Here is a 16,862-nt window from a genome sequence, read left to right as displayed (position 1 = left end):
ATGGTCGAAACCTTGCTGGAAGTTCGCAACCTGAGTAAGATCTTTCGCTACCGGACAGGGCTGTTCCACCGCCAGACGGTGGAGGCGGTTAAGCCGTTGAGTTTTACGCTGCGAGAAAAACAGACGCTGGCGATCATCGGTGAGAACGGTTCGGGGAAATCGACGCTGGCGAAAATGCTCGCCGGGATGATTGAGCCGACCGGCGGTGAAGTGCTGATTGACGATCACCCTCTGGCGTTTGGCGACTACTCTTTTCGCAGTCAGCGGATCCGCATGATATTCCAGGACCCGTCAACCTCGCTCAACCCGCGCCAGCGGATCTCGCAGATTCTGGATTTCCCGCTGCGCCTGAATACCGATCTGGAACCTGAAGCGCGGCGCAAACGCATTGTTGAAACCTTGCGGCTGGTGGGGCTGCTGCCCGACCACGTAAGCTATTACCCACACATGCTGGCGCCCGGCCAGAAACAGCGTCTCGGGCTTGCGCGCGCCTTGATTCTGCGCCCAAAAGTGATCATTGCCGATGAGGCGCTGGCCTCGCTGGATATGTCGATGCGTTCGCAGTTAATTAACCTGATGCTGGAATTGCAGGAAAAACAGGGTATCTCTTATATCTACGTCACCCAGCATCTCGGGATGATGAAGCATATCAGCGATCAGGTGCTGGTGATGCACCAGGGCGAGGTTGTCGAGCGTGGCAGTACGGCAGATGTTCTGGCCTCCCCGCTGCATGACCTGACAAAACGGCTGATCGCCGGACATTTTGGTGAAGCACTGACGGCAGATGCGTGGAGAAAAGACCGTTAAGGACGCGGAGCCGTATTCCAGGTGTCAGGTTAAATAGTATTGTTCTGCAAGATAAGGATTAAATAGTCGGTTTTGGCTATTTAATCCTTTTAGCCGCGTCTCCATCCCTGCTCCATATATAAACCAATTTAAATCAACAATTCTTCTCCAGAATAACAGGTCTTTGCTAAGGAGAAGAAATGAACCGCACTACTTATTTTTTAAAATACATCGAGTATTTAATCAGAAAAAGCCGTTCTTTTTTAATGACAGATCTGCATTTTCATACCGTGAGGCTCAGAAAAACATCAGGAAAAAAACCTGATATTAAATCACCTACTACGCTGAGTGAAAAAATATGCCATCGACTGGTTTATGACCATAATAATTTCTACACACTGCTTGCCGATAAACTCGCCGTTCGGGAATACGTAGCCGCGAGAACACAACGGGTAAAGACGGTGCCATTAATCGGGGTATACAGCAAATTTTCTCATATTGATTTCTCTAAACTGCCCAATAAATTTATTCTTAAATGCAATCATGACAGTGGTAGCACAATAATATGTGACAACAGAGAGCGATTTAACTACAGGCAAGCGGGAAAGAAACTGAACCTCGCGTTAAAGAAAAATTTGTATTACACCACGCGAGAATGGCAGTACAAAAACATCAATCCCCTTATTCTTTGCGAACCCTATATCGATCTTTTCCATGAAGCGGACAGGAACACTACACCGGAAATGTTACGTATTCACTGTTTTCACGGCGTTGCACACTATGTTGAAGCTGATTTTACGGATGATAGCGGCAGAGATTTTATCAATGTCTACGACCGACACTGGAATTTACAACCTTTCCAGATGGAATATCCTAATACGCCGGTTGAGCCAGGCGAACCGGGAATGTTCCGACAGGCATTGCTTGCCGCTCAGGAGCTGGCTGATGGCATTGACTACTGCCGCATTGACCTCATGCTAAAAAAAGATGAAATTTACTTTAGTGAAATAACCTTGAGTCCGAAGCGTGGCAAACTGAAAATTACCCCCCTGGAATGGGATAAGAAACTAGGTGCTATATGGCATTTGCCGCTACTGGCGGGCAGGCGAAACTAACCTCCCGCCTGCACTCAGGAATCGGGCCAGGTCAGTTTAAATATGGAGTGGTTTTGCTTTGATAAGGTATAAGTTACATCCCCACCATGGGCCAGCATGATGGCTTTTACCACCGATAAGCCTAAGCCACATCCTTCAGGATTCAGCGCTCTTGCGCCATTATCTCGCTGAAAAGGTTGAAATAAAAAATCATGGAACTCCACAGGGATACCCGGTCCGTCATCCTGAATAAGAATATAATTGCCTTTATCAGACACGCCGTTTTTCACGATGAGTGTCCGCGAGGATGAATAATGTATTGCGTTGTCAAACAGAACGGCCAGACACTGGTTGATCCTTATCGGATCGAACAGACAACGCTGCTCCCTCAACGCTATCTGTAAGGTAAATTGATTACGTTTAAACTCGGGCATAAACGTATCAAGCGCGTCCTGTATTATACTTTTGAGATCCGTTCTGGATTTGGACAACGTGTAACCCGCCCCGCCATCGGAACTGACAACCCGAAGATCTTCAATCAGGCGGGTTAACCCTTCGGTCTGCCTGAGAAGATTATTAAAAAGTACCGGTTCCGGTTTAAAAACGCCGTCTACCAGCCCCTGAAGTCGCCCGCGTAAAATCGTGACCGGCGTTCTGAGTTCATGGGCAATGGCGGCATTCCAGGATTTCCGCTGTATATCCAGCGTCTGCAGTTTCTCCGCCATTTCATTGAAATCCGAGACCAGATGATTAACCTCGCCCAGACTTGAACTGGCACAATAAGCCCGGGCGTCCAGTTGGCCCTGCGAAATTTTTTTCAGGCTGGACGCGACCGCGTTTAGCGGGGTGAGTATTCGCTCGGAGAGTTTGATCGTTAAAAAAATCGCAAATGCCAGACTGATTATTGTAGCGGTCCCAATCCACACCCAGTCCCACAGGGTCATCTGCTCGTCTTCCCCCGCAGCAGCGCCGCCGGGGAGGTGATCCAGAATAAAGGAGTAAAAAAACCAGGAGCCCAGTATGGAAATGGCAATTATCGTAAACGTCAGCAATAACATATACGTTAAGATCTGACGACTCAGGACAGACTCTCTGTTCATTTTTTCTCCCCAAGCCGGTAACCCATGCCCCTGATGCTCTCAGGAACGCCATAAAGACCTGCGAGCTCAAGTTTTTTACGCAGCTTGCTCATATGGCTATCTACTGTTCTGTCGAGGGTATCGCCTTCCGGCAGACAGGCGTTGAGCAGCTCTTCGCGGGAGCAGACCTTTCGTGGATACCTGACCAGGTAAGTAAGAAGCTTAAATTCCGTCGTTGTTAACACAGGGGAGACCACCTCAGGACCCACGGTGACCTCAACGTAGAAATCATCCGGATAAACCGTCAAAAAAGACGTCCTGAGAGGCGCGGCACCCGCCTGCTGAATAGTGGGTTTGGTTCTGCGCAGCACCGCTTCAACCCGCGCGACGACTTCAGAAGGGTTAAAAGGCTTGATAACATAATCATCCGCGCCAAGCCTCAGCCCCATGAGTTTATCTACATCCTGATCAAGGGCAGAAACCATAATAACGGGCACGGAGCTTTCCTGACGAAGCGTTGTGAGGACGCTCCAGCCGTCGCATACGGGTAGATGAATGTCCAGCAAGATAAGATCCGGTTTATGAAGGCGATTGAGCGCTATCGCCTGCTCGCCCTGTCGGGCCCTCAACATTTTCATCCCTGAACGCTCTAAGTAACTCATCAGTATTTCAGCAATTTCGTCTTCATCTTCAACAACAAGGATTAGAGTATTTTTGTTCATTTTATCTCCGCGGGTGAAATCCCTTTGAGCACGCTATCAGATATCTTTAGCACAATAAGACACAGCCTCCGGGAAAAAGTGCCGTGGTCATGAAAATTTCCAGCACTAATTTAAATGTCCGGCTACGCCTCCACACAGCGTACATATTCCGTCAATAAAGACTCGACAATACCTGGCCAGAATAGCTATTCGGGCACCCCCATTTGTCCCCGAATGATGCATATTAACCCTGCCGTAATAAGGCTTTCTGAATCTGGCTGAGACAATGAACATAGAATTTTCGAAATGTTTCTCTACTAAGAAAATTGGGATATATACTCTGTTCCTGCTGCTGTCGTGGGGATTACTTTTTACCTGGCTGGTGTTAATGCATAAAATGGATGAAAAAGTCGCCGCGACGCTACCCTCTTCTCCCATTATCTATGGCTGCATCGTTTTGTCAGCTGTCTCTTTGATAATACAAAATAGAGCAGGCGCATTCACTGAATTACTTGTCATCGCCTTCTGGCTAATGGTGATTTTTATTTATCTCATTTTTACGTTCAATGTGCTATTGAACGCCGCACCTGATTTCAACGATCTGGTGTTTTACTACGAGTGCTACTTAATTATCTTCTTTTGCGGTTCACCGTTGTACCTCATTATGAGGATGATTTGAACAACAACGTTGTTGCGCTCCACACTCTCTCCATAAAACTGCCATTTCCGCTAAACAGGCGAGTTGTAGACTCTCTGTCAATGCATATTGCTCAAAATACACTCACTTAAATAGCCTGATACCAGTTACCTACAATGATTAACCTTAATAACAAGTGTCGTTTCCCAGATACTGCCATTCTCGCGTGTAAGACGCTTAACGCCGCACTATATGGACTGATGGTTCTCTGTATGTGGATGTTCGCGACAAATCTCGATGACGCACCGCAGCTTCTTGAGAAATTTTCGCAGCTCAGGGATATCGGTAAACGTGTATCAACCGATGACGAAATTCACGTAGCTGGACGTTAATTTAATGCCTCATTTTTTTATTGAACGCCCCGTATTCGCCTGGGTAGTGGCGCTTTTTATCGTCCTGACGGGTGTCCTGTCTATACCTCGGTTGCCGGTTGCGCAGTATCCGGCGGTGGCACCGCCTGGGATCATTATTTCTGTCACTTACCCGGGGGCCAGCCCCGATATCATGAATACGTCTGTGGTGTCGCTCATTGAGCGTGAAATATCGGGCGTAGATAATTTGCTCTATTTCGAATCATCCAGCGACACAACTGGTTCTGCATCTATTACCGTGACTTTCAAGCCCGGCACAGACATTAAGCTGGCGCAGATGGATCTTCAGAACCAGATCAAAATTGTTGAGCCACGTTTACCGCAGGCGGTCAGGCAAAATGGTATCAATGTCGAGGCAGCCAATTCCGGATTTTTAATGATGGTGGGGTTGAAATCCACAACCGGGAAATTTGAGGAAGCGGATTTAAGTGATTATTTCTCCCGCAATGTCAGTGACGAGCTGCGCCGTGTTCCGGGTGTAGGAAAAGTTCAGCTGTTTGGTGGCGAAAAAGCGCTGCGCATCTGGCTGGACCCAATGCAACTGCACAGCTACGGGCTTTCGGTGAGCGATGTCCTTACCGCTGTAGGCCAGCAAAATGCCCTTGTTTCGCCGGGTAAAACGGGAGACGAACCGGCATCTGCAGGACAAGGCGTAACCTATCCCATCACTGTGAAAGGGCAACTCACTTCTGTAGAGGCTTTCAGAAACATTACCCTAAAATCAGATGCGTCTGGCGCAAGGCTGAAACTGTCCGACGTTGCGCGGATTGAGTCTGGCCTGCAAAGTTACGCTTTCGGTATCCGCGAAAATGGGGTGCCTGCAACGGCTGCGGCAATCCAGTTGTCGCCAGGCGCCAATGCGATGAGCACGGCGTCAGGCGTTCGTGCACGTATCGACGAACTTTCTCAGGTGTTGCCGGAAGGAATGGCGTTTACGGTTCCCTTCGATACCGCACCTTTTGTAAAGCTGTCCATCATGAAGGTAGTGCAAACATTTGTGGAAGCGATGGTCCTTGTCTTCCTCGTTATGCTGCTGTTTTTGCACAAAATACGTTGTACGCTTATCCCTGCGATTGTTGCCCCCGTCGCGCTGCTGGGCACCTTTACGGTGATGCTATTCAGTGGATACTCGATCAATATTCTGACCATGTTCGGCATGGTGCTGGCGATAGGGATTATCGTGGATGACGCCATTGTGGTCGTGGAGAACGTTGAACGGCTGATGGAAGAAAAAAAGCTTTCCCCGCGCGACGCTACCCGGGAGGCCATGCATGAAATTACCCCGGCAATTATAGGGATCACGCTGGTACTAACCGCCGTCTTTATACCTATGGGTTTTGCTGAAGGATCCGTCGGAATTATTTATCGGCAATTTTGTATTTCCATGGCGGTGTCCATATTGTTGTCGGCATTTCTTGCACTCACGCTTACCCCCGCGCTTTGTTCGACGTTACTTAAGCCCCACAGCGCGCAAAAGCAAGGCGGTGGCAGGTTCGCGGTAAGGTTTAACGCCCGTTTTCATTCCCTTACAACGTGGTACGAATCTGGGCTGGGTGCGGTTCTGAGACGAACTGGCCGAATGCTGCTCCTGTATATTGCACTTTGTGCTGCGTTGTTTTTTGGATTGTCTTCATTGCCCTCATCCTTTCTGCCTGACGAAGATCAGGGCTATTTTATGTCTTCTATCCAACTTCCCTCTGATGCCACGATGCAGCGCACCCTGAAAGTGGTAAAAACGTTTGAACAGGAAATTGCGACCCGACCAGATATTGAAAGCAACATTATGATCCTGGGGTTTGGGTTCTCTGGATCAGGGCCGAATTCGGCCATGGCGTTCACCACGCTGAAGGACTGGAAAGAAAGGCAGGGTTCTACAGCACAGGATGAAGCCGACCATATGCAGGCCAGCATGGAAGACGTCTCAGATGCCGTTACGATGAGCCTGCTCCCGCCTGCCATATCGGATATGGGCACCTCTTCGGGCTTCACCTGGTATCTGCAGGACAGAGCGGGTCTGGGCTACGAGGCTTTGAAGAAAGCGGCCGATGCACTGGTGCTGAAAGCGAATCAGCGCCCTGAACTGAGTGACGTGTATATCGACGGCCTCCCGGAAGGAACTAACCTTGCGCTTAACATTGACCGGGAAAAAGCGGAAGCACTCGGCGTCTCATTTGATGAAATCAACCAGACGCTCTCCGTCACCATGGGTTCAAACTACGTTAATGACTATACGAACAACGGACGTGTTCAGCAGGTGATTATTCAGGCCGATGCGCCTTATCGAATGCAACCTGAGCAGATCCTGACATTATCGGTTAAAAACCGCCAGGGTCAGATGGTGCCAGTGTCAACATTTGCGACGATTTCCTGGAACGTCGCACCACAGCAATTAACGCGTTATCAAGGATATTCTGCTATCCGCATTACCGGCAGTGCAGCTACAGGTGAATCCAGCGGTACCGCAATGAAAGTCATGGAGAATTTGTCCCGGGATTTACCTCAGGGCATGGCTGGAGAATGGGCCGGGAGTTCATTGCAGGAGATAAAATCTCAGTCGCAGCTCCCGGGTCTGATCGTCCTGTCGATACTGGTCGTGTTTATGGTGCTCGCCGCCTTGTATGAGAGCTGGTCAATACCCTTCGCAGTCATGCTGGTGGTTCCATTGGGACTTATCGGAGCAGTCGTGGCTGTGTCCGTTGCCGGCATGACAAATGATGTTTTCTTTAAAGTCGGTCTTATTACCCTGATAGGCCTGTCCGCCAAGAACGCCATATTGATTGTGGAGTTTGCACGGCAGTTGCACCGTCAAGGGCTCCCCCTCCTGGCGGCAACGATACAGGCCGCAAGCCAGCGCCTGCGCCCAATTCTGATGACATCGTTAGCCTTTACGTTGGGGGTGGTTCCCTTAATGCTGGCCAGTGGCGCAAGTAACAGCACACAACACGCCATCGGCACCGGCGTATTTGGCGGCATGATTAGCGGTACGCTTCTCGCGATCTTCTTCGTCCCGGTGTTCTTTATTGTCATCGCGCGTTTCATAGAAAGCGCGAGGAAAGGGTAACTATCGTGAGGGACCGCGCATCCGCGCTGGTTGGATGAGGCGAAGCTGCTGCCGGGTGATATACTGGACGAATGCTGAAATTTTGAACCCACGCCTCACCTTCTGGGGCATTCGTCTTTGGAGATCGGCGAGAAATATCGTGACACATGGGGCTGTGAGTGGGCTATAATTTCGAGCTAATTTCGAATGATTTTGAAATACTGCCTGTAACGCTATGAATTACAAGGCAAAATAAGCAATGAATATAAGGATTAAAGCTATGGGTTTTCTTTCCGGTAAGCGCATTCTGGTTACTGGCGTAGCCAGCAAACTGTCCATCGCATACGGCATCGCACAGGCTATGCATCGCGAAGGCGCTGAGCTGGCGTTCACCTACCAGAACGACAAGCTGAAAGGCCGCGTTGAAGAGTTTGCCGCGCAGCTGGGTTCCAGCATTGTTCTGGAATGCGACGTTGCACAAGACGAAAGCATTGATGGCATGTTTGCTGAACTGGCAAAAACGTGGGAGAAGTTTGACGGTTTCGTTCACTCCATCGGCTTCGCGCCTGGCGATCAGCTGGACGGCGACTACGTTAACGCGGTAACCCGTGAAGGTTTCAAAATCGCGCACGACATCAGCTCCTACAGCTTCGTGGCGATGGCGAAAGCCTGTCGTACCATGCTGAACCCAGGCTCTGCCCTGCTGACTCTGTCCTACCTGGGCGCAGAGCGCGCTATCCCTAACTACAACGTGATGGGTCTGGCTAAAGCCTCTCTGGAAGCCAACGTGCGCTATATGGCGAACGCAATGGGTCCTGAAGGCGTGCGCGTCAACGGTATCTCCGCTGGCCCAATCCGCACCCTGGCCGCTTCCGGCATCAAAGATTTCCGTAAAATGCTGGCACATTGCGAAGCGGTTACGCCAATTCGTCGTACCGTTACCATTGAAGATGTGGGTAACTCTGCAGCATTCCTGTGCTCTGACCTCTCTGCGGGTATCTCCGGCGAAGTGGTTCACGTTGACGGCGGTTTCAACATCGCGGCAATGAACGAGCTGGAAATTAAATAAGCTGTCACTCTCTTCCCGTCAGGGAAGAGAGTTCTCCCTCCCGCCCTGCCCGTCGTTATTCCGTTCTGCTATTTGTTATCACCTAACAATATTTTTCCCCTCATCCACCTTACGCCAGGATATTGATCGCCCTTTTGAGATCAAGGAACGCCCATGGAACAGCGCCGTTTTTCCGGCAAAGGCCACTGGTATCACGAAACCCAGTCCAATCATTCGCAGTCGGATGTGCTGCCTCTGGTGCCCGAAGCCGCTAACGTCGACGACCGTTTTTTGCTTGATTTAGCGCTCCCTGACGCGATTGCGCTCGCCGCTCAGGGCTGGTTGGCCCCGGCCAGAGCCTTATGTCACCAGCTGTTCCCGCTGGATACGCCGGTCAACCGGTTGCGCACCCTTAGCGCCTATGACCGGTTGAGCACGGCGCTGACGGTCGCGCAAGCCTGTGGCGTGCAGCGCCTCTGTAACCACTACGCCGCCCTGCTCGCACCGCTTCCCGGCCCGGACTCTTCCCGCGAAAGTAACCGACGCCTCGCCCAAATCACCCAGTACGCCCGCCAGCTTGCCAGTTCTCCCGACGTTATCGACGATAAGGCCCTGCTGCAGCTCGATGAAGTGGGCCTGACGGTGCATGACATCGTGTTAATCAACCAGATAATCGGCTTTATCGGTTTTCAGGCGCGTACCGTGGCGGTGTTTCAGGCGGCGCTTGGCCATCCCGTGCGGTGGTTGCCCGGGCATCATATCCCGCCCCATACGGTGCCCGCGCGCATCCAGGTATGGGTCTCCCTGTTACCCGCTGTCGAGTTGCGTTATGCCAGTGCCGAACAACGCCGCTCGCTTGCGCGCTGGCAAGCGGAAACGGCGCTCGGACCGCTGGTTCCGGTGCTTTGCCACGAGCCTGCACTGCTCGACAGGTTGGGCGATATCCTGACCACGCTTCCTGACCAGGCCGAGCCGGATTTCCCGGCGCTCACCACGGCGGTAGCGCTGCTGCACAGCTCGCCGGATCGCTTTAGCGCCGCGCATTTAACCGCGTTGGGAGAGAGCGGGTTGCCTCATAGCGTAACGCTGAACCTGCTGATAAGCAGCGCGTTTTATGGCTGGCTAGACCGCCTTCGCATCGCGCTCGGTCAGGAGGAATAACCTTACTCATTACCCAAAGACCGCTTGCTGTAGCAGTGAGATTCGCGTAAAACTGTCAGCCGCTCAATGGCTACGAAAATAGAACATTATGTTTCAGGACAACCCGCTGCTAGCGCAGCTTAAACAGCAACTGCATTCCCAGACGCCGCGTGCAGAAGGGGTCGTAAAAGCCACGGAAAAGGGCTTTGGCTTCCTTGAAGTTGACGGTCAGAAAAGCTACTTCATTCCGCCTCCGCAGATGAAGAAAGTGATGCATGGCGACCGCATTTCAGCCGTCATTCATACTGAAAAGGAACGGGAGTCCGCCGAGCCGGAAGCACTCATCGAACCGTTCCTGACGCGTTTCGTTGGCAAGGTACACAAGAAAGACGATCGTCTTTCCATCGTGCCGGATCACCCTCTGCTCAAAGATGCCATCCCGTGCCGTGCCGAGCGTGGCGTTGAGCATGATTTTAAAGAAGGTGACTGGGCCGTGGCTGAAATGCGCCGTCATCCTCTGAAAGGCGATCGCGGTTTTTACGCGGAGCTGACCCAATTCATCACCTACGGCGACGATCATTTCGTGCCGTGGTGGGTGACGCTGGCGCGCCATAATCTTGAAAAAGAAGCACCAGACGGCGTGGCGACCGACATGCAGGATGAAGGTCTGACGCGTCGCGATCTGACGGCCCTGGATTTTGTCACCATCGACAGCGCCAGCACCGAAGATATGGACGATGCCCTGTTTGCGGAAGAAGCGGCAGACGGCAAACTGCATCTGACCGTCGCCATTGCCGACCCGACCGCGTGGATTGTCGAAGGCAGCAAGCTGGACGAAATGGCGAAAGTGCGCTCATTCACCAACTACCTGCCGGGCTTTAATATCCCTATGCTGCCGCGCGAGCTCTCAGATGACCTCTGTTCGCTGCGCCCGCATGAAGTCCGCCCGGTGCTTGCCTGCCGCATGACGATTGCTGCGGACGGTACCATTGAAGACGATATTGAATTCTTCTCCGCGACCATCGAATCGAAAGCCAAACTCGCCTACGACAACGTCTCCGACTGGCTGGACAACACCGGCAGCTGGACGCCAGACAGCGAGGCCATCGCCACGCAAATCCGCCTGCTGCACCGCGTCTGCCTGAACCGCAGCGAATGGCGTAAAACCCATGCGCTGGTGTTCAAAGACCGTCCGGATTATCGCTTTGTACTCGGCGAGAAAGGCGAAGTGCTGGATATCGTGGCAGAGCCGCGCCGTATTGCGAACCGCATCGTTGAAGAGGCGATGATTTCGGCCAACATCTGTGCCGCCCGCATCCTGCGCGATAAATTAGGCTTTGGTATTTATAACGTGCATACCGGTTTTGATCCGGCGAATACCGACGCGCTGGCGGCGCTGCTGAAGACACATGACGTGCATGTCGATCCTGAAGAAGTCCTGACCCTGCCGGGCTTCTGCAAACTGCGCCGCGAACTCGATGCCCAGCCGTCTGGCTTCCTTGACAGCCGCATTCGCCGCTTCCAGTCGTTTGCTGAAATCAGCACCGAACCGGGTCCGCACTTCGGGCTGGGCCTTGAGGCCTACGCGACCTGGACCTCCCCAATCCGTAAGTACGGCGATATGGTGAACCACCGTCTGCTGAAGGCCATCATCAAAGGGGAATCCATCGCGCGTCCTCAGGATGAAACCACGCTGCAGATGGCCGAGCGCCGCCGCCTGAACCGTATGGCAGAACGCGACGTTGGTGACTGGCTGTATGCCCGTTTCCTGAATGACAAGGCTGGCACCGATACCCGCTTCCCGGCGGAGATCATTGATATCAGCCGCGGTGGTATGCGCGTGCGTCTGGTGGATAACGGAGCCGTCGCCTTCATTCCTGCGCCGTTCCTGCATGCGGTGCGTGACGAACTGGTTTGCAGTCAGGAAAATGGCACCGTGCAGATCAAAGGGGAAACGGTTTACAAAGTTACGGATGTGATCGATGTAAACATCGCGGAAGTCCGTATGGAAACCCGCAGCGTTATCGCGCGCCCTGTCGCCTGATAAGCCGTTAAAATGTCGGCCGTTTCCTTTTCGGGAAGGCCGGCATTTTTTTCGCCCGTCGCACGTCGCAAAATCATCTTTTTTTCTGACTATTTCCCTGCCCATCCGCCAAAACTCGCAAGAATTATCTACAGTAAAAGAGCACCGACATATTCGGTTACGTGAATGTTTATACGTTTTGCACTCTTTTTGCTCAAACCCGTTTTAATATCAGAAAAGTGGAAAAAACAACCACTTCACCTCGGTTGTAACGCTGTTCAACGACGGATTAGTCGACTGCATATGAATAGTTTTTGCGCTAACGTGCAGCTGCGGGAGAAAACATGATGGACGATCTGGAGCAAAACTTGCTGTTTCGTTACATGGGCACGCACAGCCCCTGGTGGAGACTGACGGCTGACAGCAATGCGCTGCATCTGGCGGCCAGCGAAAGCGCCGATATCACGCAGGTGGTTGCGCTCAGTGATGAGCAGGCGGAACGCATCCGCGAGCTGACCGTTATTACCTCCAGCATCTCAATGACGCTCTCGCTGTACGGCGTGGACGTTCCGGTTCACCTTGTGGGCCGTAAAATCAATAAACATGAGTGGGCCGGCACGGCGTCTGCCTGGAACGACACCCCTTCGGTCGCGCGCGATCTCGCGCAGGGTCTCTCTTTTGCTGAGCAGGTTGTCTCGGAGGCCAACTCCGTCATTGTTATTCTCGATCAGCACGGCAATATTCAGCGCTTCAACCGGTTGAGCGAAGAGTACACCGGCCTGAAAGAACAAGAAGTGATTGGCCAGAACGTCTTCAAGCTGTTTATGAGCCGTAGCGAAGCGGCGGCGTCAAAGCGCAATATTTCAGGGTTCTTTCGTAACGGCAGCTCCTATGAAGTGGAGCGGTGGATTAAAACCCGCAAGGGGCAACGGCTGTTTCTCTTCAGGAACAAATTCGTTCACAGCGGTAGCGGGAAAAATGAAATTTTCCTTATCTGTTCCGGCACGGATATTACCGAGGAGCGCCGCGCCCAGGAGCGTCTGCGCGTGCTGGCGAATACCGACACCATCACCGGTTTACCGAACCGCAATGCCATTCATGAACTTATCTCCGATGCCATCAACGCGCGCAGCGATATGCAGGTTGGCATCGTGTACCTCGATCTTGATAACTTCAAAAAGGTAAACGATGCCTATGGCCACATGTTTGGCGATCAGCTGTTACAGGCCGTCGCTCTGGCGATTTTAAGCTGTCTGGATGAAGGCCAAACCCTGGCCCGACTCGGCGGTGATGAATTTATCGTTATGGCCTCTGACACCTCGCAAAGTTCGCTGGAGGCGATGGCATCGCGCATTTTAACGCGCTTACGCCAACCGTTCCGCATCGGCTTAATCGAAGTCTATACCGGCTGTTCTTTAGGGATCGCCCTCGCCCCGCAGCACGGTACCGACCGGGAAAGCGTCATTCGCAACGCCGATACCGCAATGTACACCGCTAAAGAGAGCGGCCGCGGCAAGTTCTGCGTCTTCTCGCCGGAGATGAACCAACGCGTGTTTGAATATCTGTGGCTGGATACCAACCTGCGTAAAGCGCTTGATAATGACCAGTTGCTGATCCATTACCAGCCGAAAATGACCTGGCGCGGCGAAGTCAGAAGCCTGGAAGCGCTGGTACGCTGGCAGTCTCCCGAGCGCGGGCTGATCCCCCCGATGGAGTTTATCTCTTACGCCGAAGAGTCTGGTTTGATCGTGCCGCTTGGCCGCTGGGTGATGCTGGATGTAGTCCGTCAGGTCGCGAAATGGCGCGATAAAGGCATCAACCTGCGCGTGGCGGTCAACGTCTCTGCTCGCCAGCTGGCCGACCAGACGATCTTTAGCGATTTAAAGCAGGCGCTGAGCGACCTTAACTTTGAATACTGTCCCATCGACGTTGAGTTGACCGAAAGCTGTTTGATTGAAAATGAAGAGCTGGCGCTCTCCGTCATCCAGCAGTTTAGTCAGCTCGGCGCACAGATCCATCTGGATGACTTTGGCACCGGGTACTCCTCCCTCTCGCAGCTGGCGCGCTTCCCAATCGATGCCATCAAGCTGGACCAGTCTTTTGTGCGGGATATTCATAAGCAGTCGATCTCTCAGTCGCTGGTCAGAGCGATTGTAGCCGTCGCGCAGGCGTTAAATTTGCAGGTCATCGCGGAAGGGGTGGAAAGTGCGAAAGAAGACGCCTTTCTCACGAAGAATGGCGTCAACGAGCGGCAGGGTTTTCTCTTTGCGAAGCCTATGCCCGCAGCCGCATTCGAGCGATGGCTAAAACGTTATCAGGCGCGACACATGCGTTAGCTGGCTTTACGCAGCCCTGCTGCCTGGTGGCGATTTTGCAGCATCACCAGACGCTCCATGTAGGCGATATCTTTCGGCTCAAGGCAAAATGCCGCGTCGACCCAGTCCTCTGTGATATCCATCAGCTCGCTTCGTGGAAGCTGTAAAACGCGGGTGCGGGCACGAAGCATAGCCCGTACGCCGTTCAGCTTCGGCTGGAGCGTGTCGATGAAGGTGCGAACGGAGACGTAGCTCTGGCCAGGTTCGAAGAGCAGATCGACTAACCCCTGCTGCTCATACCATTCCGCCGTGTGAGACTCGCCCTTATAAATCAGCTCCTCCGCCAGCTTCATGCCTGCGCGACGCGCCACGAGGGAGTACCCCCCCATGCCCGGGAACAGGTTGAACGCAATCTCGGGGAAGCCTAAGCGCGCATCGCGTTGGGCCAGGACGAAATGGTGCGCAAGCGCGGCTTCAAATCCACCGCCCAGGGCGCTCCCTTCTACCATCGCCAGCGATATTGCGCCCGTATCAAACCCCCGTGAGGCGGCGTGAACGCAATCCACGCAGGCGCGGGCGTAGGCACGCAACGCTTCCCGACGCCCGTTCTGCAGGCATTCCACGAAGAACTGCAGATCGCCCCCTGCGTTGTACATATCAGGCACGAGGGAACCGGTCACCCAAAAGTCGACCACAAACCCCGACTGGCGAACCAGCCAGGAGAGATTCATGATCTCTTCAATCAGTGCATGGTTAAAACAGGGGCGTGGCTGCGCCCGCAACATCATCCATACGGTGCGACGCTCCTGCTCATAATAGCCTGCCAGTTGCGTGAAACGTTCAGTATCGGTAAACAGTGTACAGGTAGCCTGGTTGATAACTGTCATAGTCTGAATCCTCATAGAATAAAGCGCCTTGCGCGCAGTTTTAGACTAATCCACGCATTCAAGCCCCTGTATGTAGGCACAGAAATTTATCACTTTCATTTATGTAATTTGGTTAGTGCATTTTTTCCCTTCTCTTTTGAGCCTATTTTCTGCATCATTGAAAATATTAACTTTTCGCTTCCGGGGTGGGATTATGGCTAACATTGATGTGCTGACCGTGGCACAACGTATTGATACTGTGCTGGATATTCTGGTTGCTGGCGATTACCACTCCGCGATCCGTAATCTTGAGATCTTAAAAGCGGAGTTATTAGCACAGAAAGGCACGGAGACCGCATCACAAAACCCTCAACCTAAAGCCCCGTGGGAAGTGTAGCCACGGCGTTTCTGATCCCGTTTCATTTTTGTATTGGATGCTATGAATTCTCGACAACAAATCATTTTGCAGATGGTCATCGATCAGGGACGCGTGAGCGTGGTCGATCTCGCGAAAACCACCGGTGTTTCCGAAGTCACAATCCGTCAGGATCTTAACCTTCTCGAAAAGCAGAGCTATCTGCGTCGTGCCCACGGCTATGCTGTCCCGCTGGACAGTGAGGACGTCGAAACCCGCATGATGAACAATTATGCCCTTAAGCGCGAGCTGGCGGAGTTTGCGGCATCCCTGGTGAACAACGGCGAAACGGTGTTCATTGAAAACGGCAGCAGTAATGCCCTGCTGGCGCGCACGCTCGCTGAGCAGAAAGACGTAACGATTATTACCGTCAGCAGCTACATCGCGCATCTGCTGAAAGAAACGCGCTGTGAAGTGATTCTGTTAGGCGGTATCTACCAGAAAAAAAGCGAGAGTATGGTAGGCCCATTGACCCGCCAGTACGTTCAGCAGGTGCATTTCACCAAGGCCTTTATTGGTATCGATGGCTGGCAGCCTGAAACAGGCTTCACCGGCAGAGACATGATGCGTTCTGACGTGGTGAACGCGGTGCTGGAAAAAGAGTGCGAAGCCATCGTGTTGTCTGACAGCTCTAAATTTGGCGCTGTCCATCCCTACACCATGGGCCCGCTGTCGCGCTTTAGCCGGGTGATCACCGACAAACGTCTTAGCGATGAACATCGCCTTCAGCTGGAACACGCTGGCTTAACGGTCGATATCGTCGACAACGCGCTGTAACGCTCCCCTTGCGTCCGGTTTCCGGGCGCACGCCTTCGCCTCTGAGATTAATCCTGGTATTTCTTTAAGAGTTTTTACCTGTATAAGCTAAAATAAAGACGTAAAATTAATGTTAGCGATATAACAGGAAGTGACTATCACCTGCGTGATCATGTTAACCCCTGCGCGACCAGCTTTCACGGAAAATGGAATTTAAGTATTCAAATTGACTATACTTAAAAAGCACTTCTTTCCGTGAATCGATAATTCAGGAGAAAGTATTATGACCTTAACCAGCAAGAAATTAGCTGCCGCTGTTCTGGCAATCACTGTAGCAATGTCCCTGAGCGCATGCTCTAACTGGTCTAAACGTGACCGTAACACCGCCATTGGCGCCGGTGCTGGTGCTCTGGGTGGTGCGGTATTAACGGATGGTAGCACGCTGGGTACTTTAGGTGGCGCTGCTGTCGGCGGTGTCATTGGTCACCAGGTAGGCAAATAATCACCATAACGGCTTCTACCCGTATAATT

General features: G+C 52.3%; 14 protein-coding genes and 1 pseudogene. 12 read left to right on the top strand and 3 right to left on the bottom strand.

From position 1 onward, the window contains the following. The gene (gene sapF / locus ACWKX3_RS04255) at positions 1 to 807 is read left to right on the top strand and encodes a peptide ABC transporter ATP-binding protein SapF (protein ID WP_454541328.1); all 807 of its coding nucleotides are present in this window, start codon (positions 1 to 3) and stop codon (positions 805 to 807) included. Between the two features lie 179 nt (positions 808 to 986). Further along, positions 987 to 1,901, top strand: a complete 915-nt coding sequence (locus ACWKX3_RS04250; RefSeq protein WP_454541327.1) for an ATP-grasp fold amidoligase family protein — start codon at positions 987 to 989, stop codon at positions 1,899 to 1,901. A 14-nt stretch (positions 1,902 to 1,915) separates the two neighbouring features. Here ACWKX3_RS04250 and ACWKX3_RS04245 read toward each other — a convergent pair whose 3' ends face one another. Further along, positions 1,916 to 2,980 (bottom strand): ATP-binding protein, encoded by a 1,065-nt coding sequence (locus ACWKX3_RS04245; protein WP_454541326.1) that lies wholly within the window; start codon positions 2,978 to 2,980, stop codon positions 1,916 to 1,918. Continuing rightward, positions 2,977 to 3,681, bottom strand: a complete 705-nt coding sequence (locus ACWKX3_RS04240; protein ID WP_454541325.1) for a response regulator — start codon at positions 3,679 to 3,681, stop codon at positions 2,977 to 2,979. The genes ACWKX3_RS04245 and ACWKX3_RS04240 overlap by 4 nt, the downstream gene beginning before the upstream one ends. Before the next feature lie 265 nt (positions 3,682 to 3,946). Between ACWKX3_RS04240 and crrC the strand changes: the two genes are divergently transcribed. The 7 genes and pseudogenes from crrC (at position 3,947) to pdeR (ending at position 14,315) form a co-directional block, all read left to right on the top strand. After that, on the top strand, positions 3,947 to 4,339 hold the full coding sequence (gene crrC, locus ACWKX3_RS04235) for a colistin resistant protein CrrC (RefSeq protein WP_454541324.1): 393 nt from the start codon (positions 3,947 to 3,949) through the stop codon (positions 4,337 to 4,339). A 230-nt stretch (positions 4,340 to 4,569) separates the two neighbouring features. After that, positions 4,570 to 4,689, top strand: a pseudogene (locus tag ACWKX3_RS04230) (ABC transporter six-transmembrane domain-containing protein); the annotation flags it as partial. 4 nt (positions 4,690 to 4,693) lie between these two features. Further along, entirely contained in the window at positions 4,694 to 7,789 is a 3,096-nt protein-coding gene (locus ACWKX3_RS04225) for a multidrug efflux RND transporter permease subunit (protein WP_454541323.1), read from the top strand. A 259-nt stretch (positions 7,790 to 8,048) separates the two neighbouring features. After that, complete coding sequence (gene fabI, locus ACWKX3_RS04220) at positions 8,049 to 8,837, top strand: enoyl-ACP reductase FabI (RefSeq protein WP_042319917.1); 789 nt, start codon at positions 8,049 to 8,051, stop codon at positions 8,835 to 8,837. Between the two features lie 153 nt (positions 8,838 to 8,990). After that, positions 8,991 to 9,977 (top strand): CMD domain-containing protein, encoded by a 987-nt coding sequence (locus ACWKX3_RS04215; RefSeq protein WP_454541322.1) that lies wholly within the window; start codon positions 8,991 to 8,993, stop codon positions 9,975 to 9,977. An 88-nt stretch (positions 9,978 to 10,065) separates the two neighbouring features. Then, positions 10,066 to 12,000, top strand: a complete 1,935-nt coding sequence (locus ACWKX3_RS04210) for an exoribonuclease II (RefSeq protein WP_088208372.1) — start codon at positions 10,066 to 10,068, stop codon at positions 11,998 to 12,000. Positions 12,001 to 12,323: 323 nt separating this feature from the next. Continuing rightward, complete coding sequence (pdeR, locus tag ACWKX3_RS04205) at positions 12,324 to 14,315, top strand: cyclic di-GMP phosphodiesterase (RefSeq protein ID WP_454541321.1); 1,992 nt, start codon at positions 12,324 to 12,326, stop codon at positions 14,313 to 14,315. Here pdeR and ACWKX3_RS04200 read toward each other — a convergent pair. Continuing rightward, positions 14,312 to 15,181 carry a crotonase/enoyl-CoA hydratase family protein gene (locus ACWKX3_RS04200; RefSeq protein ID WP_042319921.1) on the bottom strand — a complete coding sequence of 290 codons (870 nt, stop codon included), beginning with the start codon at positions 15,179 to 15,181 and terminating at the stop codon, positions 14,312 to 14,314. The genes pdeR and ACWKX3_RS04200 overlap by 4 nt on opposite strands. 193 nt (positions 15,182 to 15,374) lie before the next feature. Between ACWKX3_RS04200 and ACWKX3_RS04195 the strand changes: the two genes are divergently transcribed. From ACWKX3_RS04195 to osmB, 3 genes are all read left to right on the top strand, one after another. Further along, positions 15,375 to 15,557, top strand: coding sequence for a YciZ family protein (locus tag ACWKX3_RS04195; RefSeq protein ID WP_042319923.1), 183 nt, complete (start codon positions 15,375 to 15,377; stop codon positions 15,555 to 15,557). A gap of 42 nt (positions 15,558 to 15,599) precedes the next feature. Continuing rightward, a complete protein-coding gene (yciT, locus tag ACWKX3_RS04190) occupies positions 15,600 to 16,352 on the top strand; it encodes a DNA-binding transcriptional regulator YciT (RefSeq protein WP_006175658.1) in 753 nt (250 codons plus the stop codon). A gap of 262 nt (positions 16,353 to 16,614) precedes the next feature. Continuing rightward, positions 16,615 to 16,833, top strand: coding sequence for an osmotically-inducible lipoprotein OsmB (osmB, locus tag ACWKX3_RS04185; protein ID WP_006175660.1), 219 nt, complete (start codon positions 16,615 to 16,617; stop codon positions 16,831 to 16,833). The last annotated feature ends 29 nt before the right edge of the window (positions 16,834 to 16,862 follow it).

Source organism: Enterobacter sp. UPMP2052 (genome assembly GCF_053709675.1).
The sequence above is the reverse complement of the archived record's forward strand: the minus strand, read 5'-3'. Positions and strand labels throughout refer to the sequence as shown.